Genomic DNA, 20,610 nt, shown 5'->3' with positions numbered 1-20,610 from the left:
TCGCCGATGGCGACGACGACCCGGAGCGGCGCGACGACTATCTGGCCGGCGCGGTGCCGGCCAGCCGCCGGCGCGCCTTCGACATGCGGAAGATCGCCGCCGCCATCGTCGACCGCGACAGCTTCTTCGAGATGGGGCGGACCTACGGCCCCGGCCAGATCACCGGCCTGGCGCGGCTGGACGGCCGGCCGGTCGGCCTGTTCGCCAACGACTGCCGCTACTATGCCGGTGCGATGACAGCGCAGGGCGCGCAGAAGGTGCGGCGCTTCATCGAGTTCTGCGAGACCTTCCACCTGCCGATCGTCGCCCTGGTCGACGAGCCCGGCTTCATGATCGGCCTGGAGGCGGAGGCCGCCGGCACGATCCGCTACGGCACCGCCGCTGTGCTGGCCGCCGCGAACTGCCGGGTGCCCTGGGCCTCGGTGATCGTGCGCAAGGTCTATGGCGTGGCCGGTGCGGCGCATTTCGGCCCCGGCGCCTTCGTCCTCTCCTGGCCGTCGGCGGAGACCGGCGCCCTGCCGCTGGAAGGCGGCGTGGCGGTCGCCTTCGGCCGCGAGATCGCCGCCGCCCCCGACCCGGAGGCCCGCCGCGCGGAGCTGGAGGCGGCCTTCGCCGAACGCCTCTCCCCCTTCCCGCGGGCGGAACAGTTCGCCGTGCACGACCTGATCGACCCGCGCGACACCCGGCCCCGCCTCTGCCGCTGGGTGCGCCTGCTGGAGCCGCAGCTGAAGGGCCTGCTGGGCCCCGTCGGCTTCAGCTACCGGCCGTAGCGCACCGCCTCGTACGCCACCCTTTCCGTCATCCTCGGGCTTGACCCGAGGATCCCGGCGCCGGCGTCGACGCGGCACCGTCCCGCAGCGTCGCCATTCCGTCACGATCCCTGGGTCGAGCCCGGGGATGACGGAAAAGCTTGCGATATTGACATGATGTTCATCATGCGAGTAAGGGTTTTGCATGATCAACATCATGCGAATTCGCCATGCCTGAGCCACGCACCCGGCGGGAGCGGCTGAAGGCGGAGAGCCTGCAGCGCATTCTCGATGCCGGTGCGGCGCGCCTGCGGACCGAGGGTCTGGACGGCGCCGGCATCGGGCCCGTCATGCAGGATGCCGGCCTGACCCACGGCGCCTTCTATTCCCATTTCGGCAGCAAGGAGGAACTGGCGGTCGCCGCCTTCCAGCATGCCTTTGCGGAAAACCGCGCGCGCTGGATCGGCAAAGGCGCCGACCGCTCCTGGCCGGCGCGCCTGGCGCGGCTGGCGCGGCGCTACCTGACCCGCGGCCATCGCGACGACCGCGCGGCCTCCTGCGCCTTCTCCGCCCTGGCGGCGGACGCCGCCCGCGCGCCCGCGCCGTTCCGCGCCGCCTATGCCGACGAACTGCGCCGCTCCCTCAACGCGATCTGCGACCGGCCGCTGGATGCGCCCGGCCTGGATGCCCGCAGCGACGAGGCGATCGCCGTGCTGGCGCTCTGCGTCGGCGGCCTGTCGCTGGCGCGTGCGGTGCCGGACGAGGCTTTCTCGGCGCGGATTCTCGCCGCCTGCCGCGATGGCGCGGGACGGCTGGGGGGCACAGGCCCGGCTGCGACGCAGGAAGAAGAAGCAAAGCAAGGGAGGAACATGCCGTGACCGGCCGTTACATCGATTATGAGCTTCGCGACTCCGTCGCCTGGATCACCCTGAACCGGCCCGACCAGTTCAATGCCCTGCACCTGGAAGCGATGCGCGAACTGTTCGAGATCGCCAACCGCTGCAGTTCCGACCCGGCCGTGCGCGTCGCGGTACTGACGGGCGCGGGCGACAAGGCGTTCTGCGCCGGCGGCGATGTCGCCGACTTCGACGTGGCCCCGGCGGAGATCGCCGGACGGCTGAAGGAGATGACCGCCTATTTCCACATGGCGATCTCGCGCTTCGCCTGGATGAACGCGCCGCTGATCGCGATGGTCAACGGGGTGGCGGCGGGCGCCGGGCTCAGCCTGATGGCGGCCTGCGACCTGGCGGTGGCCGGCGACAATGCGCGCTTCACCAGCGCCTATACCCGCCTGGGCTTCACCCCCGACGGCAGCTCCAGCTACTTCCTGTCGCGCCTGATCGGCACCCGCCGGGCGGCGGAGCTGTACATCACCAACCGGACCCTGACCGCGGACGAGGCACTGGACTGGGGCCTGGTGAACCGGGTGGTGCCGGCCGCCGACCTCGCCGGCGAGACCGCGGCGCTGGCCGCCGGCATCGCGGACGGGCCGACCCGGGCCTTCGGCGGCGTGAAGAAGCTTCTGCTGATGGCGACCCAGGACAGCCTGGAATCGCAGATGGAGCGGGAGACCCGCCAGATCGTCGAGATGGCGCAGAGCGCCGACGGCCTGGAAGGCGTGCGCGCCTTCCTCGACCGGCGCAAGCCCGCCTTCACCGGCGCATAGCCCGCCATCCAGCCTGACGGAGACCCCCAATGCCGCTCGACACCGCGCCCTTCGGGCAGAAGAAGTTCCTGACCGTCAACGGCCGCCGCATGGCCTATGTGGAGGAAGGCGAGGGCGATGCCATCCTCTTCCAGCACGGCAACCCGACCTCGTCCTACCTGTGGCGGAACGTGATGCCGCATTGCCGTGGCCTGGGCCGCCTGATCGCCTGCGACCTGATCGGCATGGGCGATTCCGACAAGCTGCCGGACTCCGGCCCCGACCGCTACACCTATGCGGAGCAGCGCGACTTCCTGTTCGCCCTGTGGGACCAGCTCGGCCTGGGCGACCGGGTGGTTCTGGTGCTGCACGACTGGGGCTCGGCGCTCGGCTTCGACTGGGCGAACCGGCATCGCGACCGGGTGCAGGGCATCGCCTATATGGAGGCGATCGTCACCCCGGTGACCTGGGCCGACTGGCCGGAGGATGCCCGCAAGGTGTTCCAGGGCTTCCGCTCGCCGGCCGGCGAGGCGATGGTGCTGGAGAAGAACGTCTTCGTGGAGCGGGTGCTGCCGGCGTCCGTGATCCGGCCCCTGGCGGAGGCGGAGATGGCGGAATACCGCCGCCCCTTCGCCGAACCCGGCGAGGACCGTCGCCCCACCCTGACCTGGCCGCGGCAGATCCCGATCGAGGGCGAGCCCGCCGATGTCGTGCAGGTGGTGGAGGATTATGCCGCCTGGCTGAAGACCGGCGCGGTGCCGAAGCTGTTCGTGAATGCCGATCCCGGCTCCATCCTGACCGGCCGTGCGCGCGACGCCTGCCGCGCCTGGGCCAACCAGCAGGAGGTGACGGTGGCCGGCCGCCACTTCATCCAGGAGGATTCGCCGGACGAGATCGGCACGGCCGTGGCGGACTTCGTGCGTGGCCTCCGCGGCTGAGCAGGGCCCGCCGGCGCCGGCCTACCTGGTGCTCGCCTTCCGGATCGTCGACCCGGAGCCGTTCCTGGACTATGCGCGGCGGATCCCGGCGCTGATCGCCCGCCATCGCGGCCGCTACATCGTCAAGGGCGCCCATCCCACCGCGATCGAGGGGGGCTGGGCCCCCGACCGGCTGGTGATCCTGGAATTCGAAAGCCGAGCGAATGCTGGCGCCTTCCTGGAGGATGCCGAGGCGCGGGACCTGTTCGCCCTGCGCCACCGCGGCACGGACGGGAACCTGATCCTGGTGGATGGCTGCCGCTGAGCGGTCAGCCGGTCAGGGTGGCGAGCCGGGCCAGCACCTCCGCCAGCAGCGGCGGTGTCAGCCTATGGCCGGCAGGCGTGAGGCGTCGCGCCTTCGCATCGATCGCCTTGATCTGATCGACGAGGACGGCGCCGGTGATCGCCGCTTCGTCGGGCAGCAGCACCTTCCATGCCCAGGGGCTGCGGTTCGAGGTAATCGGGCAGACGAGGATGCAGTTCGACAGCGCATTGTAGGCGGCGGGCGATATCACCACGGCTGGCCGCCTGCGAAGCCGCCCTGCCTGTTCGTGACCCGATTGCGGATTGAACTCGACCCAGACCAGATCGCCGCGATCAGGTGTCATAGAATCTCGCGGCCTGCGGGCCCGTCATCCAGCACTTCCGGCGGCTCTTGCCGGCGTGCTTCCCTGACCAGGTCGTCCAACCTGTAGACAGGGTGCTCGGGACGGATCACGAGCGCGCCGTCCTCGATCCGCAGGTCGATCTCCTGCCCCTCCCGCAGGCCGAGCGACTCCACCGCCATCTTCGGCAGACGGACGGCGCAGGAGCCGCCCCAGCGGGCCACCTTCGAGCGCATTTTCCGGATCCTCGTCTCTGATCTATAAAATAGATATTCAGAGAAGTGGGAGACCGCAAGAGGTCAGTCCCAGTCGCGCTGCTGCAGCCGCATCGTGACGGCGCCCGCTTCGTCGCGCAGCACCAGGCGGACGCCGTCGCGGCTGTAGCGGCGGCTGGCGGCCAGGCCGGCCAGGAAGGCGTCCTCCCGCGCCATGGCCGGCGGGTCGCAGGCCATCCGGGTGGCGGCGAGGGGGCCGAAGGCGATGCCGGTGCCGTCGAGCGCATAGCTGCCGGTAAAGCGGTTGCAACCGCCCAGGCCGGCGACCCGGCCTTCGCTGCCGAACTGCAGGAAGACCTCCGGCGGCGATGCGACCGCCTTGCCGCCGATCTCGATGGGCTGCCATTCGCTGCCGGCGAGCGGGGCGGCGGCAGCGGGCATTTCCTGACCGGCCGTCGGCAGGCCGCCGGCGCATGCCGGCAGGCCGAGCATCGCAGCGGCCAGGAGGGCCAGAGATCCGGTCCGCAAAGGAATGGGATGCCGGTTCGGCGTCTGCATCGGACTCTCCTCGCCAATATGTCTGCCGGCGGCCCATGACCAGCTTTGCCATCCGCCGATGCGGGGTGCCAGAATGCGGCACCCGCCAGCCCCGATCCTGAACCCGGTTCCGCATCCATGCCAGACCAGGCCTCGTCCCCGGCCGCCGACCCCGCCCGTCCCGCATCCGGCTTTCCGCCTTCCCCCTGGCGCATCGGCGTCGATGTCGGCGGCACCTTCACCGACCTGGTCCTGCGCGGTGCCGAAGGGGGCCTGCAGGTGTTCAAGGTGCCGTCGGTGCCGGGCGATCCCAGCCAGGGCGTCCTGGCGGCGCTGGAGAAGGTGGCGCAGGCCGCCGGCCTCGGCGTGGCGCAGCTGCTGGGCGGCTGCGAGCTGTTCGTGCACGGCTCCACCGTCGCCACCAACACGATCCTGGAGCGCAAGGGCGCGAAGGTCGGGCTGCTGACCACCGCGGGCTTCCGCGACAGCCTGGAGATCCGCCGGGGCTTGCGGGAAAACATGTGGGACCATCGCGCGCCCTTCCCCGATGTGCTGGTGCCGCGCTACCTGCGGCTGCCGGTCGGCGGCCGGCTGGACGAGACGGGGGCCGAGCTGGCGCCGCTGTCGGCCGCGGATGTCGCGGCGGCGGCCGAGACCTTCGCCGCGGATGGGGTGGAGGCGGTCGCGATCGCGCTGCTGAACGCCTATGTGAACCCGGCGCATGAGGAAGCGGCCGAGGCGGCCCTGCGCGGGCGCGCCGACGCGCCGGCCTGGATCTCCCGCTCCGCCGCCGTCTCCCCCGTCATGGGGGAATATGAGCGCAGCTCGACCGTGGTGGTGAACGCCTATGTGGCGCCGAAGGTGGTCGCCTACCTGACCGCGCTGCAGGACCGGCTGCACCAGCTGGGCCTGCGCCACCCGGTGCTGCTGATCCAGTCCAACGGCGGCGCGGTGTCGGTCGACCAGGCGGCGGAGCGGCCGGTGAACCTGGTGCTCTCCGGCCCTGCGGCCGGGGTCGGCGCGCTGCAGCTCTACGGCGCGGCGGCCGGCACCGGCGACCTGATCGCGATGGAGATCGGCGGCACCAGCTGCGACGTCACCCTGATGGGCGAGGGTCGGGTGCCGGTCACCGACGAGCTGGTGATCGACGGCTACCACCTGGCGACCCCGTCGGTGGAGATCCATACCGTCGGTGCCGGCGGCGGCACCCTGGCCTGGGTCGATGCCGGCGGCATGCTGCATGTCGGCCCGCAGGGCGCCGGGGCCGATCCCGGCCCGGCCTGCTACGGCCTGGGCGGCGAGCGGCCGACGGTCACCGACGCGCAGCTGCTGCTCGGCCGGCTGCGGCCGGGCGCCTATGCCGGCGGCAGCCTCAGCCTGGACCTCGCCCTGGCGGAGCGCGCGATCCGGACCCATGTCGCGGAGCCGCTGGGCCTGGAACCCGCGGCGGCGGCGGTCGGCATGATCCGGCTGCTCGAGCAGCGCCTGCTCCATGCGGTGGAACGGATCAGCATCGAGCGCGGCCACGACCCGGCGCGCTTCACCCTGGTCGCCGCCGGCGGCGCGGGCCCGATGCACGGCGCGACGGTCGGCCGGGCGCTGGGCTGCCGTCGGGTCTATATCCCCCGCGCCGCCGGCGCCTTCTGCGCCGTCGGCATGCTGCACGCCGACCTGCGGCAGGATTTCCTGAAGGTCTTCTTCGCCGACCTGGACCGGATCCCGGCGGCGGAGCTGGAATCCGCCTTCGCGCCGCTGGAGCGGGAAGCGGCAGCAGCGCTGGAGGCGGAGGGCTTCGATGCCGGCCGCCGGCAGCTGGGCCGCACCCTGGACCTGCGCTATCGCGGCCAGCACTGGTCGATCCAGGTGCCGCTGGGCGACGCGGCGTTCGATCCGGCCACGGTCCGGGCGGATTTCGAGGCCGAGCATCGCCGGCAGTTCGGCCATGTGCAGCCGGACGGGGCGTTGGAGATCACCGGCTTGCGGGTGACCGGCCAGGGCCTGCTGGCCCGTTTGCCCCTGCCAGATCCGGCGCCGGCCGAGGCGCCGCCGGCGGCGGCGGAACGGCGCCGGGTGTTCATCGACGACCGGCACGGCTGGCAGGAGGTGGCGGTACATGCCGGCGCCGGCCTGCGCCCCGGCCATGTGCTGGAAGGGCCGCTGCTGGTGGAGGAGGCGACCACCACCCTGTTCGCCGGTCCCGGCGACCGGCTGGAGGTGGATGCCGCCGACAACTATCTTCTGCATATCGGCGGAGGTGCGGCATGAGTGGACATGACGAAGCGGCGGCGATCGATCCGGTGCGCCTGGCGCTGGTGCAGAACCGGCTGGACCATGTCGCCCGCCAGATGGGCTGGGTGATGACCCGCACCGCGCGCAGCCCGATCTTTTCCCAGAGCCACGACTTCTCCTGCTTCATCGCCGATCGCGACGGCACCCTGGTCAGCCAGGCCGACGGCATCCCGATCCATACCGGCGGCGGCGGCTTTGCCGTACGCGCCGTGCTGCGCGACTTCGGCGGCGATATCGCACCCGACGACGTGTTCGTGCTGAACGACCCCTATGTCGCGGGCGGCAACCACCTGCCCGACTGGGTGATCGCGCGGCCGGTCTTCGTCGGCGGCGAATTGGTCGCCTTCGCCTGCAACCGGGCGCACCAGGCCGATATCGGCGGCGGCGCCGCCGGCACCTACAATTCGGCCGCCACCGAGATCTTCCACGAAGGCCTGCGCCTGCCGGTGCTGAAGCTGATCGAGGGCGACCGGCTGCGGGAGGATCTCTGGTCGCTGCTGCTGCTGAACAGTCGCACGCCGGAGGCGATGGACGGCGACCTGCGGGCGATGATCGGCTCCACCCGCATCGGCGCCGGCCGCATCGCCACGCTGGTGGAGGATCTGGGTCTGGCGGCGTATCGCCGCTATTTCGACGGCGTCCTGGCCCATGCCGACGCGACCTTCCGCAGCTGCATCGCCGACATGCCCGACGGCGTCTACCGGGCGGAGGAGCCGGTCGACAACGACTGCTTCGAACCGATCGACGGCGCGATCGTCGTGGCGCTGACGGTCGAGGGCGATGCCCTGACGGTGGATTTCACCGGCACTGCGGACCAGGTGCGCGGCTTCAAGAACTCCTCCATCGCCAATACCTGGTCGGCCGTCTACATGGCGCTGGCGGCCTATTTCGACCCGGACCTGCCGCGCAACGAGGGCACCTTCCGGTCGGTGAAGATCGTCGCGCCGGAAGGCTCGGTGGTGAACGCCCGGCCGCCGGCGGCGATGACCATGAACACCGTCTTCGTCGCGCATGAGATCGTGCATGCGATCTGGCGGGCGATGGCGCAGGCCCTGCCGGACCGGTCCTGTGCCGGCTGGGCGAAGTCGGTGCACAACACCACCGCCGGCCGCTGGCCCGGCCGGGAGGGGGATTCCTTCGTCATGTATCACTGGGCGGCCGCGCCAGGCGGCGGCGCGGTGGAGGGTCGCGACGGCTTCAACCTGATCGGTCACCTGATCGCGCTGGGCGGGCTGGTGCTGCCGAACGTGGAGACTTACGAGCGGCAGTATCCCGTCCGGGTGCGCCGCCAGGAATTCCGCTGCGACAGCGCCGGCCCCGGCACCTTCCGCGGCGGCACCGGCTGCCACTACGAGGTGGAGATCCCGGTCGCCGCCGACCATGCCTTCCGCGGCGAAGGGGTCGGCCGGCCGTCGTCGTTCGGCATTGCCGGCGGCCGGGCCGGGTCGGACGGCCGCATGGTGATGCGTCTTGACGGTGGCGAGGATGTGGAGGCGCCGAAATACGGCGTGCGCCACCTGCCGCCGCTGGTGCTGGAGGCCTGGTCGCCCGGCGGCGGCGGCTGGGGCGACCCGAAGGGCCGCGCACCTGAGCGTGTGCTGCGCGACGTGCGCGACGGGGTGGTCAGCGCCGCAGCGGCGGAACAGGTCTATGGCGTGGCGCTGACCGAAGACGGTCGTGCCGTGGACGCGGCCCGGACCGCGACCCTGCGCGGCTGACCGCCATGCGGCCCGGCCGCACCGCCCTCCTCGCCGTCATCGTCGTGGTGCTGGCGACCGCTGCCGGCTTCCTGGCGATGGAGGCCGGCTATCGCGCCTGGGTCTGGCTCTCGCAGCCCGCCAGCCTGCCGAAGGCGGCGACCGGCGACCGGGTCGATATCGGCGTCTACGACCGGTCGCACTGGGAATACGATCCGGACTACGGCTTCCGCTATCCGCCGGGTCGGCGCATTGCCTATACCCATATCGTGACCGACCGGGTCACCCGCTGCGCCACCGTCGACACCATCAATGAACGCGGCAATATCGGCCCGATCCGCGGCGACTATGAAAGTGCCGACCTGAAGGTGGCCCTGTTCGGCGACAGCTTCCCCGCCTTCATCCAGGACGGCATGACCTTCCCCGCTTTGCTGCAGGACCGGCTGGAGGCGGCGACGGGGGAGGACGTGCATGTCCTGAACTTCGGCCGGGACGGCACCGGCATCCTGCAGATCCTCGACCTGGCCGCCGGCATGGTGGCGGAATGGCAGCCGGACCTGGTGGTCATCACCTTCATCACCGACGACCTGCGCCGGGTGCGGATCTGGCGCACGGTGACGGAGCGCGACGGCGAGACCCGGGTGCTGACCACCACCACGCCGGACCCCGACCCGCCGCTGGAGCGCGCGGCGGACACCTATGTCGTCGATGCCCGCGCCACCGGCGACTGGTGCCGCGACACCCTGGCCGCCGGCGGCCGCAGCCCGCTGGTCGACCGCCTGGCGGAACGCTACCGCAACATCGCCAAGGGCGCCCTGCATACCAGCGACGGCATCCTGGACCCCGGCCATTCCTTCCTGCTGAGCCGGATCCTGTACGGCAATCCGTTCCTGACGGAGCCGCGGTTCCGGGTGCCGAAGCTGGACCTCGACGATTTCCGCGACGATCCGGGCTTCAGGGCCGCGGTCGAGCGGTTGCAGGCCAGCGGCGTGCCGGTGGTCCTGGTGCACCTGCCGATCTATCCGGAGGTGCTGGCCGGCGAGATCCAGTTCCGCGGCAGCGACCGCGCGCTGTGGGACAGCCTGGAAGCGGCCTTCGGCCAGCCGGTCGAGTCCCTGCTGCCGCGCTGGCCGGACCTGCCCGACCCGGCGGTGATGAACGCCTCGCCGCAGGACTACCATCCCTCGCCCAGGGGCATGGCGATCATCGCCGACGGCATCCTGCAGGTGCTGCGGGACCGCGGCGCCCTCGACCGGCCGCAATGAGCCGCGCCGCGGAAGCGGGTGCCGGATACACGGCCGACCGGCTGAAGCTCGGCCTGGTCGCCGGCGCCGCGCTGGCCGTGACGGGCGTGATGCTCGCCGGCTGGCTCTGGCCGCCCTATTCCAGCCATGGCCTGTACGGCGATATCGACGGCCAGTGGGCGCGGCTGAACGCGATGGCGACGATGGCATGGGGCGGGGCGCTGGACTTCAGTGCCTACAACCCGCTGGCCGGGCTGGGCACCGTCTTTCCGCCCAACCTGCCGGGGGTCAACCCGGGGGCGCTGCTGCTGCTGCTGCCGGATCCGGAGCTGGCGGGACTGCTGTCCTACCTGTGGTACGTCCTGGTCCTGTCGGGGTCGATCTGGCTGCTGGGCGCGACCTTCGCCCTGCCGGCGCATGTCCGGCTGCTGGCCTGCCTGGTGCATGTGGCGGTGCTGTTCCCGCCGTTCGACGGCCTGTTCCAGGCGGCGAACTGGTACTCCGCCGCGCCCTTCTACGCCCAGCTCACGGCGGCGCTGAACCTGGCGCTGGCCTGCCTGATCCGTGCCGGCCGGGCGCCGCCGCTGCGTGCGGCGGCCTGGGGCCTCGGCTTCCTGGCCTGCGCCGCCCTGGCCTTCGCGACCGCCCCGTTCACGTCGCTGGTTTTCGCGCCGTTCTATGCGGCGATGGCACTGGCCTGCCTGTTCGAGCCCCGGACCCGGACCGCCCGGCATCCCGCCGCTATCCGGGCCGCCTGCGGCCTGGCCGCGGTGGCTTTGTTCCTCGCCTCCGGCGCGGCGGAGCATGTCCTGGCGACCTCCGCCGCCAGCGCCCGCCTGCCGGCGCCGCCGGAGGTCGGGCCCGGCGGCTGGCTGGCCGACGCCGTCGCTTCCTTCGGACTCGTCTATGCCGGCGGCGACCTGTGCTGGCGCCCCGGCGAATCCCTCTGTCCGAACCGCGGTTATGCCTGGCTGCAGCTGCTGGCACTGGCGGGCGCGGCAGCCTGGGCCTGGCGGGGCGGGGTGCCGCTGCGCCGCCCGCTGGGCATCGCCTTCGCGCTCTTCTACCTGGCGTTCCTGGTCTACACCCCGCTCTATGCCGAGGACCTGCTGGGCGTGGTGAGCGTCTATTCCAGCGGCTTCATGATCTGGTCGAGCTACGGGGTGGCGGCTCTGCTGGCCGCCGCCCTGCTCGACCGCCTCGCCGGGCCCCTGCTGCAGCCGCTCGCGGCACGGCTCGCCGGCCGGTCGCCGTTGCTGCGCGGGGCCTTGCCGCCGGCGGCCGGCTTTGCGCTCGCCGCCGTCCTGCTGCTGGCCGCCCATCTGGCGCTGCGGCCGCTGGCCGTCCCGGGCGGCGACCGGGCCGTGGTCGATCGCGGCCGCGGCAATGCCGTGGTCGACGCGGTGGCGGCAGAGATCGCCCTGCGGCCCGGCGACCGCTTCGCCGGCCGCGCCGCCAGCCTGCTGGGCGGGCCGACCTATATCGAGGGCGACGAAGGCCGCGCCGCGACCGACCGGCCCGGCCATGCCGCCGCCTGGCGCACGCCGCTCGGCTGGGTGGCGGGCCTGCAGGGCCATCGCCGTGCCACCGGCAACCGGTTCTGGGGCGCCGACCTGTGGGAGCGCGGCATCCCCACACTCGGCGAATATGGCCAATGGTCGACCCCGCTCGCCCATGCCGTCGTCGATGCCCTGCTGCACACGCCCCATACGGAGCAGGGGCCCAACTATGTCGTCGCGTCGCGCTTCCGCCCCGGCCTGCTGCAGCTGTTCGGGGTGGCCGTGGTGATTGCCGACACCGAACTGGCCGCGCCGGGCCTGCAGGTCATCGCGGAGATGCCGTCTGCCGGCGGCGTCACCGTGCGGGCCTACCGGCTGCCGCACCCGAACCTGGGCCAGGTCAGCCCGCGCCGGGTCGCCACCGTGACCGGGCTCGCGGAGCTGCGCCGGCGGCTCGGCGAACCGGCGGCCGACCTGGCGGGCACGGTCTTCGTCCGCGCCGGCAGCGCGGTGCCGGCGCGCGACTGGCAGCCGGCGTCGGCTGCGCGGCTGGAGATGCGGCGCGACGGTTTCCGGATCTCGGCCACGGCCCCCGGCCCGGCACTGCTGCTGCTGCCGGTGCAGTACAGCGCCTGCCTGGCGGTGGATGCGGCGCAAAGCCCGTCGCCACCGCTCTGGACCGGGCGCGGCGACGGGCTGCTGACCCTGGTCGCGTTCGAGGCGCGGCTGGACGCGGTGCTGCGCTTTCGCTTCGGTCTGGAACCGCTGTCACCGCCGGGCGGCGTTGCCGCCTGCCGCCGGGCGGACGGGGCGGAGATGCGGGATTGGCTGGCAGAGGGCCAGGACCCGTTCGGCGCCACCCCGGAAGGCATCCCGGCCGGCGGCGTTCCGGCGGATGGCGGCGGCAGCTATGCTCCGACCGGTCGTGCGGGGCCGGGCCCGGGCAGGAACAGTGAGGAGGACCAATGAGCGCGAAATCGGACAAGGTCTGCGTGATCGCCGGTGCCGGCGCAGGCAACGGCGCCGCCTTTGCCCGGCGCTTCGCCGCGGAGGGATATCGCTGCGTGCTGCTGGCGCGTTCCACCGGCGCGATCTCCCGCATCGCGCGGGAGGTGAAGGGCGCGCTGGCGATCAGCTGCGACGTGGGCGACGAGGACAGCGTGGCCGACGCCTTCGGCCGTATCCGGCGCGAGCTGGGGCCGCCGACCGTGCTGATCTACAACGCCGCGGCGCGGCATTTCGCCAACCTGGACGGCACCACGCCGGAGATGTTCGAGGAAGCCTGGCGGGCCGGCACCTTCGGGGCCTTCCTCTGCGCGAAGGAGGCGGTCGCCGACATGCGTGCCGCGGGCGGCGGCAATATCGTGCTGATCGGCGCCACCGCCTCGGTCCGCGGCGGCGCCAACTTCCTCGCCTTCGCCGCCGCGAAGGCCGGACTGCGGTCGGTCGGCCAGTCGCTGGCCCGCGGCCTGGCGGCGGAGAATATCCATGTCGCCCATGTCGTCGTCGACGGGGTGATCGACATGCCGCTGACCCGGGAACGCATGCCCGACCGGCCCGACGCCCTGTTCATGGATCCCGACGCGATCGCAGAGGCGGTGTTCCAGGTCACCCGCCAGCCGCGCTCCGCCTGGACCTTCGAACTCGACCTGCGGCCGGCGGCGGAGAGCTGGTAGCGCCCGGCTGGCAGCCGGTCGCGACGGAGCCCGGCGTCACTCTGCCGTGACCCGTTCCTTCAGGTAGTTGCCCAGCGCAGTCCGGATCAGTGCCGCGTTGGCTTTGTAGCGTGCCTCGTCAAAACCGCCCAACCGTTCGGCTCCGCTGCCATGTTCGGTGACCGATACGGCCACCGTCACCGGGCGGCCCGCCGGGTCGGGCATCAGGGCCGTCGTGTTGGCCTCCATGCGCGCCAGGAGTTCCCCGCCGGTATAGGACTTGTCCAGAGCGATATCTGAGATCCGGATGTTCTGGTTGTAGGCCGGTACCAGCCAGCGGTCCTCCCCGGGGCCTGGTATCACGGCCATGCCGACGCTGACGTCATAGCTGGCGGTCCGGTCGTCGGGCAGGGTGGACGCCAGGAAGCCGTTAGTGACCCTCAATTCGACCGGCTCCACCGTCACGGCGCCAGCGCCAAAGGGGGTGAAGCGGAGCAGGAGCTTCATGTCGGAATTGTCGCCGAGAGGCGTGCCATCGGTAGAGAGCTTGGGCTGCCGCTCAACAAGGAAACATGCCGGCTTGTCCTTGGTCGGGGAGAAGGATTCGACGTTCGTGGCCACGACGAAGGTGCGGGAGAAGCGCTTCGCCTTCGCCTTCACCGCATCCGCGGCGGCATCGCTGGCGGCCGTGGTCGCGAGACTGAATCCGCCGAGAAGGAGCGCCACGCTTGGTGCGGGCAGCTTTTGGATCTGCGCGCCCGACCGTTCCTCCGGCACGCAGCCGGACGTTTTCGGCGCCGACTCCAGGGCATAGCGCGAGACCGCCGCGCTCCGGCTCTCGCCCATCATGAGAAGTTCGGGAACGTTGCCGCAGGCGGAAAGAGCCAGGCAGGCCATGCCAGCCGCGATGAGCTTCAGTGGCGGAAAGGCGGGCATCGTCGACCCCCCTGCGGCATGTACCATTGCGCGATACATGATATAGAACACACGCAAAAAGTACAAATGGGGCCAGGGCTGTGACGTCGGGTGACCTGTCCCTCAACAGTTCGGCACGTTGACCGCCAGCCCGCCGCGGCTGGTCTCGCGGTACTTCGCCTTCATGTCGCGGCCGGTCTGGCGCATCGTCTCGATCGCCGCGTCGAGCGGCACCAGATGGGCGCCGTCGCCGGCCAGGGCCAGGGAGGCGGCGTTGATCGCGGTCACCGCGCCCATCGCGTTGCGTTCGATGCAGGGCACCTGCACCAGGCCGGCGATCGGGTCGCAGGTCATGCCCAGGTGATGCTCCAGGCCGATTTCGGCGGCGTTTTCCACCTGGGCGTTGCTGCCGCCGAGCGCCGCCGCCAGGCCGGCGGCGGCCATCGCGCAGGCGGAGCCGACCTCGCCCTGACAGCCCAGTTCCGCACCCGAGATCGCGGCATTGCGCTTGATCAGCGCGCCGATCGCCGCGGCGGCCAGCAGGAATTCCGCCACTGCCGCATCGTCGCCGCCGCAATGCAGCCGCAGATGGCGCAGCACCGCCGGAATGATGCCGGCGGCGCCATTGGTCGGCGCGGTGACCACCCGGCCGCCGGCGGCATTCTCCTCGTTCACCGCGATCGCCCAGGCGCTGACCCGCGCCATTTCCTGCGGCATGGCGGCCCGATTGGCGCCGTCCTGCGCCTCCGCCCGCGCCAGCAGGCCGGCGGCGCGGCGGCGCACCTTCAGGCCGCCGGGCAGGATGCCCTCCTGCGCCAGGCCGCGGTCGATGCAGCCGGCCATCACCGCGGCGATGCGCGCCAGGCGTTCCCCGATCTCCGAATCGTCCAGGCCGCGGCTGCGCTCATTGGCCTGCATCATCTCCGACAGGCGCAGGCCGGCGGCCTCCCCCTGCGCCAGCATCGCGGCGGCGGAGGCGAAGTCGAACGGCAGCGCCGGGCCGTCGGGCGCGCCACCGGCCTGTGCCGCCGCCAGTTCCGCCGCCGTTGCGACGAAGCCGCCGCCGATGGAATAGATTTCCGCCGCTGCCAGGTCCCGGCCGTCGCCGTCGCGGGCCAGGAAGCGCATGCCGTTGGCATGCAGCCGCATGCGCTCGCGCATGTTGAAGCGGATGTCCCGGTCGCGCAGGAAGGGGATTTCGTGCCGGCCCAGCAGGGCGATGCGCCCGGCCTCCCCGATCCCGGCGACGATCGCCGGCACCCGGTCCGGATCGACCGTCTCCGGTTCCTCCCCCGCCAGGCCCAGCAGGACCGCCGTGTCGCTGGCATGGCCGCGGCCGGTGGCCGCCAGGGAGCCATGCAGGGACACCGACAGTCGGGCCACTCGGGACAGCTCGCCTGCTTCCTCCAGGCCCTGCAGGAAGGCACGGGCGGCCTTCATCGGCCCGACGGTGTGCGAACTGGACGGGCCGATGCCGATCTTGAACAGTTCGAAGACGCTGACGGTCATGGCTGGCTGCTTCCCCTTCGGCCGCATGGCAAGGCCTGCCTGTGCGCGCGGTCCGTTTCCGGCATCATAGGGCGCAGCGAGGGGCCCCGTCGAAGGGCAACAACGGAGGGGAGGCAGACAGATGGCACGACTGGATCCGCCGGCCGGACCGGAGCCGGAAGGCTTTGCGGAGCGATTCGCGGTGATGCGCCAGGTCAGCGGCTATGTCCCGAACTCGATGCTCACCATGGCGCTGCGGCCGAAGATCCTGGAAGGGGTGCTGGCGCTGGGCACCGCGGTGATGCTGGAGCCGGGCGCGGTGCCGCGCGACCTGAAATGGATGATCGCCCATATCGTCAGCAATGCCGCCGGCTGCCGCTACTGCCAGGCGCATACCGCCCACAACGCCCATCGTGCCGAAGTCCCGGCGGAGAAGGTCGATGCGCTGTGGAGCTACGACCGCAGTCCGCTCTTCTCCGCGGCGGAAAAGGCGGCGCTGGACCTGGCCCTGGTGGCCGGCCAGGTGCCGAACGGCGCCACCGATGCCCATTTCGCCGAACTGAAGAAGCATTTCGACGACGGGCAGATTGTCGAGATCGTCTCCGTCATCTCCCTGTTCGGCTGGTTCAACCGCTGGAACGACACCATGGCGACCGACCTGGAGCAGGACCCGCTCCGCTTTGCCGAGGGGCATCTGTCGGCTGCCGGCTGGGAACCCGGCAACCATGGCGGAGGTTGACCATCAAGCGAGGCGGCCGGCCGGAGGGGAAGACATGGACTATGGCGACATTCTGTATGCGGAGGCCGACGGCGTCGCCCGCATCACCATCAACCGCCCGGAGGTGATGAACGCCTTCCGCGCGCAGACCTGCGAGGAGCTGATCGACGCCTTCAACCGGGCCGGCTGGAACCGGGAGACCGGCGTCATCGTGCTGACCGGGGCAGGCGACAAGGCGTTCTGCACCGGCGGCGACCAGGGCGGGCATGACGACACGGAGCCCGGCGACGCTGCGGCGACCGGCGGCTATGGCGGCCGCGGCACGATCGGCCTGCCGATCGAGGCGCTGCACGACGTGATCCGCGAGGTGCCGCAACCGGTGATCGCGCGGGTGCAGGGCTATGCGATCGGCGGCGGCAATGTCCTGGCCACCCTCTGCGACCTGACGATCGCGGGCGAGGGCGCGCGTTTCGGCCAGGTGGGGCCGAAGGTCGGCTCCGTCGATCCCGGCTTCGGCACCGCCTATCTCGCCCGCGTGGTGGGCGAGAAGCGGGCGCGGGAGATGTGGTACCTCTGCCTGCGCTACAGCGCGGAGGAGGCCTTCGCCATGGGCCTGGTCAACGCGGTCGTGCCGGACGAGGAACTGGATGCCGAGGTCGAGCGCTGGTGCCGGGAACTGCTGAAGCGCAGCCCGACCGCGCTGGCGATCGCCAAGCGGTCGTTCAACGCCGACAGCGATTCCATCCGCGGCATCGGACGCATGGGCATGCAGGCGCTGTCGCTCTACTACGCGACCCCGGAAAGCCGGGAAGGCGGCCGGGCCTTCCGCGAGAAGCGGGAGCCCGCGTTCCGGGAGGCTCGGGAGGGCAGCGCCAAGGGGGAGGGGAAGGGCGAAGGCAAGCGCGGGGGCGGGACCGGCTGAAGGGATTCGGCCCTCAGCCTTCGTCGCTGCCGTCCGCCGCGGGCGCGCCGGTCACCGGGGTGACGAAGGCGCGGCAGGGCGCGCGTGCGCCGCGGCGCACCTCCACCAGGCATTCGGTCTCCGCGCCGTCGGCGTCCAGGCGGCAGATCGCGAAGGCCTGGCGCGGGCGCATCGGGTCGCTCAGTGCGTCGATGCCGCCCAGGTCGCGCAGCACCTGTTCCCCCCAATGGGCGCAGACATCGCTTTCCGCCCCGGTGAAGGTGCAGCGGCCATCATGCTCCAGGACCAGGCCGGTCGGCAGGCTGCCGCGCACGACGCCGTCCGCCTCGTGCCGCAGGCAGCCCAGGCAGGGCCCGGCCGGCCAGCCGTCGGTGATGCGCGGCAGGACCGCCACCTGGCGCTTCCCCTGCGGCCAGGTCATCCGCTCCGGCGGCAGGATCAGACCCACGGTGGTGCCCAGACCCGGTGCCGAGTGCAGGTAGAGCTGGCCGCCATGCGCCTGCACGTAGGAACGCGCGATCGGCAGGCCGAGCCCGACCCCGGGGATCGCCGCATCCTCCGTGGCCGCCTTGCGGCCGAACGGCTCCAGCACGAGCTGCTGGTCCTCCGCCTCGATGCCGGGTCCCTGGTCGGTCACCCAGATCGTCAGTGCGCCCGAAGGCAGGCGGCCGGCGCCGACATGGACCGGCGCATCCTGCCCGGCATGCTTGCGCGCATTGCTGACCAGGTTCACCAGCACCTGGGCCAGCAGCCGCGAATCGCCCAGGATCTCCGCCTGCGCGAGATTGTCGGGGATTTCCTCGGTATAGCCGCGTTCGCCGAGCAGCGGCGGCAGCCGCTGCAGCAGGCTGCCGACGGGAATGCGGTCCTCCGTCAGGCGGATGCGCGCGCTCTGGATCCGCGCGACGTCGATCAGGTCGTTGACCAGGCTCAGCAGGTGCTGGCCGCTGGAATGGATGTCGTTGGCATAGTCGCGATAGGCCGGCGTGCCCAGCGGGCCCACCGCCTCCTGGGCGATCACCTCGGAAAAGCCGAGGATCGCGTTGAGCGGCGTGCGCAGCTCGTGGCTCATCGTCGCCAGAAAGCGGTCCTTGGCGTCGTTCGCCGCGCGGGCCGCGTCGCGGGCCTTGCGCAGCTGGCGCTGGGTCTCCCGCTCTCCGGTAACGTCCCAGGCCGCCCCCATCAGGCGCACCACCCGGCCGCTGGCGTCGACGTCGGGGGCGATATGGATCTGCAGGTCGCGCAGGCTGCCGTCGGGGCAGGCGATGCGATATTCCATCTGGCCCGGCCGGCGGGTGCGGAACCGGTCGGCGATGAAGTCCTTCGCCCGCTGGCGCTGCTCGGGCGCCAGCAGCGCCAGCCAGGCATCCCTGTCGCCTTGGAAGTCCGCCGGCACGCCGTGCAGCTCCCGCAGGGTATCGTCCCAACCGCCCCGGTCGGTGCCTTCCTCCCAGTCGAAGAAGCCGATGCCCGCGGTCCGCGCGGTCAGGGTCAGCCGACGGGTCAGCCGCTCCAGGGTGGCCTGTGCTTCCTGCGGCCCGGTGATGTCCCAGTTGACGCCGATGATGCGGGCGGGCTCGCCATCGTCATCGTGCAGGATCACCGCATGCTCCTGCAGGATCCGCCGGGTGCCGTCGGTGCGCGTGATGCGCAGGGTGGTCGAGTGGGGCTCCGCGCTGTAGCGATGCGCCAGGAAGTCCGCATCGATCCGGGCGACGTCGTCGGGGTCGATATACCGGCGCCAGGTGCTCAGCCGGCCGTCGAAACGCGCCAGATCCAGGCCGTAGAGGTCGGCCAGCTGGCGATCGAAGGCGACCCGCCTGGTGGCCAGGTCCAGGTCGAAGATGCCGATCCCGGCGGCCTCGGTGGCCAGGGTCAGGCGCCGGCTCAGCGTGCGCAGGCTTTCCTGCGCCTCATGTTCCTCCGTCACGTCGCGGTTCACGCCCAGCAGGCGGGTCACCTTGCCGTTCGCGTCCTTCAGGGTCGCGGTGCGGAACTGCATCACCCTGACCGCGCCGTCGGGGCGGACGATCCGGGTGCGGATGACCAGGCCCCGCCGGCTTGCCATCGCCTCGCGCATCGCCTCGGCATGGCGGACCAGGTCGTCGGGATGCAGGAAGGACTGCCAGGTGGCAAATGCGCCGTCGAAGCTGCCGGCGGGGATGCCGTACAGGCGCTCCATCGTTTCGTCCCAGGTGACGGAGCCGGTCTGCAGGTCGATGTCGTAGATGCCGATTCCAGTGGCGCCGACCGCCAGCGACAGGCGTTCCGACAGCAGATGCTCGGCCTCTGCCGCCTGGTGCTGCGGCGTGATGTCGTGCTGGATGCCGATGAAGCGCTCCGCCCGCCCGGCCTTGTCGATGACCGGCGCGATGCTGAGTTGCAGGAACAGCGGCGTGCCGTCCTTGTGCCGGTTCTTCAGCTCCACCTGGATCGCCTGCGCGGCCTTCAGGGCCGCAGCGATCCGCTGCAGTGCCTCCGGTTCGGTGTCCGGTCCCTGCAGGAAGCGGCAGTTGCGGCCGATCGCTTCCGCAGCGGCATAGCCGGTGAGACGCTCGAACGCCGGGTTCACATACTCGATCGGGCAGTCCGCGCTGACCGGGCCGGTGACGATGATGCTGTCGACGCAGTTGTCCAGGATCTGGCGATAGAGCGCCAGGTCCTGCGCCTGCTGTGCCTGGTCCGTCCGCTCCACCGATGCGCCGCGATAGCCCAGGAAGCGCCCGTCCGGGGCGTAGCGGGGCATGCCGCTGACCATCCGGACGGCCGGCCCATCATCGGTCATCAGGCGGTAGGACAGGCCCCGGAAGGTGCGACGTTCCGCCAGCATGGTGCGGAAGCGGGACCACTTCTCCTCGTCATCGGCATCCAGTGCCTGCGTCCAGGGCTGCTTCCCCATGTGGCGGTAGGGCTCGCCCTTCACCAGATCGGTCGCGCCGCCCCGGATGTCGGTCAGCCGGTGCTCGGTATCCGTTTCCCAGAAGATCTCGCCGCTGGCATCGACATAATCCTCCAGCCGCTGGTGGCTGAGCGCCAGCTCCGCCTGCAGGGCGGCCAGCTGCCGCCGGCGGTCGCGGTCGAGCAGCGCGGCGCAGGCGATTGTCGCGCCGAGGCAGGCCAGCAGGATGCCCGCGGGCACGAGCCATGCCGTGGCACCGGTCAGCGGGGCGAGCCAGGCTGCGACGGCGGCTCCCGCCAGGGCAATGGCGCCGCCCGCCGGCAGCAGCGAGCGCCGCCACCATGGCAGGCCGCATGCGGGGGCCGCCGCGCCGGCCGGCGCGTGGCCACCGCCGGACAGCCCGGCGCCCATGCCGGCCGGTCCGGAAGCCCGGCCCTGGGCGGTCCTGTCGCGGAGTTGCGGATCGGCGGTCATCACACGTGCACCGGCTTTCCTCGACCTCTGTTTCCTCCTGCTTCCGTCGGGCAGGCTGTCGTTGAGATAGCTGGCCCGCGCT

At 71.6% G+C, this 20,610-nt stretch carries 18 protein-coding genes; 12 read left to right on the top strand and 6 right to left on the bottom strand.

Annotated features, from left to right (window positions below):
- From ACFOGJ_RS27930 to ACFOGJ_RS27910, 5 genes are all read left to right on the top strand, one after another.
- A partial coding sequence (locus ACFOGJ_RS27930) for a carboxyl transferase domain-containing protein (RefSeq protein ID WP_379906576.1) occupies positions 1-770 on the top strand: 770 nt, incomplete at its 5' end.
- A gap of 209 nt (positions 771-979) precedes the next feature.
- Positions 980-1,627: a TetR/AcrR family transcriptional regulator gene (locus ACFOGJ_RS27925; protein WP_379906575.1), complete on the top strand. Its 648-nt coding sequence runs from the start codon at positions 980-982 to the stop codon at positions 1,625-1,627.
- Positions 1,624-2,415 carry an enoyl-CoA hydratase/isomerase family protein gene (locus tag ACFOGJ_RS27920; RefSeq protein ID WP_379906574.1) on the top strand — a complete coding sequence of 264 codons (792 nt, stop codon included), beginning with the start codon at positions 1,624-1,626 and terminating at the stop codon, positions 2,413-2,415. The genes ACFOGJ_RS27925 and ACFOGJ_RS27920 overlap by 4 nt, the downstream gene beginning before the upstream one ends.
- 29 nt (positions 2,416-2,444) lie before the next feature.
- Positions 2,445-3,332, top strand: a complete 888-nt coding sequence (locus tag ACFOGJ_RS27915; protein WP_379906573.1) for a haloalkane dehalogenase — start codon at positions 2,445-2,447, stop codon at positions 3,330-3,332.
- Positions 3,316-3,636 carry a DUF1330 domain-containing protein gene (locus ACFOGJ_RS27910; RefSeq protein ID WP_379906572.1) on the top strand — a complete coding sequence of 107 codons (321 nt, stop codon included), beginning with the start codon at positions 3,316-3,318 and terminating at the stop codon, positions 3,634-3,636. Before ACFOGJ_RS27915 ends, ACFOGJ_RS27910 begins: the two co-directional genes overlap by 17 nt.
- A gap of 4 nt (positions 3,637-3,640) precedes the next feature.
- Here ACFOGJ_RS27910 and ACFOGJ_RS27905 read toward each other — a convergent pair whose 3' ends face one another.
- The 3 genes from ACFOGJ_RS27905 to ACFOGJ_RS27895 form a co-directional block, all read right to left on the bottom strand.
- A complete protein-coding gene (locus ACFOGJ_RS27905; RefSeq protein WP_379906571.1) occupies positions 3,641-3,979 on the bottom strand; it encodes a type II toxin-antitoxin system PemK/MazF family toxin in 339 nt (112 codons plus the stop codon).
- A complete protein-coding gene (locus ACFOGJ_RS27900; protein ID WP_379906570.1) occupies positions 3,976-4,212 on the bottom strand; it encodes an AbrB/MazE/SpoVT family DNA-binding domain-containing protein in 237 nt (78 codons plus the stop codon). Before ACFOGJ_RS27900 ends, ACFOGJ_RS27905 begins: the two co-directional genes overlap by 4 nt.
- Positions 4,213-4,275: 63 nt before the next feature.
- Entirely contained in the window at positions 4,276-4,749 is a 474-nt protein-coding gene (locus ACFOGJ_RS27895; RefSeq protein WP_379906569.1) for an META domain-containing protein, read from the bottom strand.
- Between the two features lie 117 nt (positions 4,750-4,866).
- Between ACFOGJ_RS27895 and ACFOGJ_RS27890 the strand changes: the two genes are divergently transcribed.
- Genes ACFOGJ_RS27890 through ACFOGJ_RS27870 form a run of 5 tightly spaced genes read left to right on the top strand, consistent with a single transcriptional unit; the run spans position 4,867 to position 13,133 of the window.
- Positions 4,867-6,993 carry a hydantoinase/oxoprolinase family protein gene (locus tag ACFOGJ_RS27890; RefSeq protein ID WP_379906568.1) on the top strand — a complete coding sequence of 709 codons (2,127 nt, stop codon included), beginning with the start codon at positions 4,867-4,869 and terminating at the stop codon, positions 6,991-6,993.
- Positions 6,990-8,735: a hydantoinase B/oxoprolinase family protein gene (locus ACFOGJ_RS27885; protein WP_379906567.1), complete on the top strand. Its 1,746-nt coding sequence runs from the start codon at positions 6,990-6,992 to the stop codon at positions 8,733-8,735. Before ACFOGJ_RS27890 ends, ACFOGJ_RS27885 begins: the two co-directional genes overlap by 4 nt.
- A gap of 5 nt (positions 8,736-8,740) precedes the next feature.
- Complete coding sequence (locus ACFOGJ_RS27880) at positions 8,741-9,979, top strand: SGNH/GDSL hydrolase family protein (protein WP_379906566.1); 1,239 nt, start codon at positions 8,741-8,743, stop codon at positions 9,977-9,979.
- The gene (locus tag ACFOGJ_RS27875; RefSeq protein ID WP_379906565.1) at positions 9,976-12,426 is read left to right on the top strand and encodes a hypothetical protein; all 2,451 of its coding nucleotides are present in this window, start codon (positions 9,976-9,978) and stop codon (positions 12,424-12,426) included. Before ACFOGJ_RS27880 ends, ACFOGJ_RS27875 begins: the two co-directional genes overlap by 4 nt.
- Positions 12,423-13,133, top strand: coding sequence for an SDR family NAD(P)-dependent oxidoreductase (locus tag ACFOGJ_RS27870; RefSeq protein ID WP_379906564.1), 711 nt, complete (start codon positions 12,423-12,425; stop codon positions 13,131-13,133). The genes ACFOGJ_RS27875 and ACFOGJ_RS27870 overlap by 4 nt, the downstream gene beginning before the upstream one ends.
- Positions 13,134-13,169: 36 nt before the next feature.
- Here ACFOGJ_RS27870 and ACFOGJ_RS27865 read toward each other — a convergent pair whose 3' ends face one another.
- Both ACFOGJ_RS27865 and ACFOGJ_RS27860 read right to left on the bottom strand, forming a co-directional pair.
- Positions 13,170-14,048, bottom strand: a complete 879-nt coding sequence (locus ACFOGJ_RS27865) for a hypothetical protein (RefSeq protein WP_379906563.1) — start codon at positions 14,046-14,048, stop codon at positions 13,170-13,172.
- 102 nt (positions 14,049-14,150) lie between these two features.
- Positions 14,151-15,536 (bottom strand): L-serine ammonia-lyase, encoded by a 1,386-nt coding sequence (locus tag ACFOGJ_RS27860; protein WP_379906562.1) that lies wholly within the window; start codon positions 15,534-15,536, stop codon positions 14,151-14,153.
- A 121-nt stretch (positions 15,537-15,657) separates the two neighbouring features.
- On the opposite strand from ACFOGJ_RS27860, the gene ACFOGJ_RS27855 reads away from it, so the two are divergent.
- Both ACFOGJ_RS27855 and ACFOGJ_RS27850 read left to right on the top strand, forming a co-directional pair.
- The gene (locus ACFOGJ_RS27855; protein WP_379906561.1) at positions 15,658-16,254 is read left to right on the top strand and encodes a carboxymuconolactone decarboxylase family protein; all 597 of its coding nucleotides are present in this window, start codon (positions 15,658-15,660) and stop codon (positions 16,252-16,254) included.
- Between the two features lie 34 nt (positions 16,255-16,288).
- Positions 16,289-17,155, top strand: coding sequence for an enoyl-CoA hydratase-related protein (locus ACFOGJ_RS27850; RefSeq protein WP_379906560.1), 867 nt, complete (start codon positions 16,289-16,291; stop codon positions 17,153-17,155).
- 13 nt (positions 17,156-17,168) lie between these two features.
- On the opposite strand, the gene ACFOGJ_RS27845 is transcribed toward ACFOGJ_RS27850, so the two are convergent.
- Positions 17,169-20,465, bottom strand: coding sequence for a PAS domain-containing sensor histidine kinase (locus ACFOGJ_RS27845; RefSeq protein WP_379906559.1), 3,297 nt, complete (start codon positions 20,463-20,465; stop codon positions 17,169-17,171).
- Positions 20,466-20,610: the final 145 nt, after the last annotated feature.

The sequence above is a fragment of the Marinibaculum pumilum genome (genome assembly GCF_042646425.1).
GTDB lineage: Bacteria > Pseudomonadota > Alphaproteobacteria > Ferrovibrionales > Ferrovibrionaceae > Marinibaculum > Marinibaculum pumilum.
The sequence above is the reverse complement of the archived record's forward strand: the minus strand, read 5'-3'. Positions and strand labels throughout refer to the sequence as shown.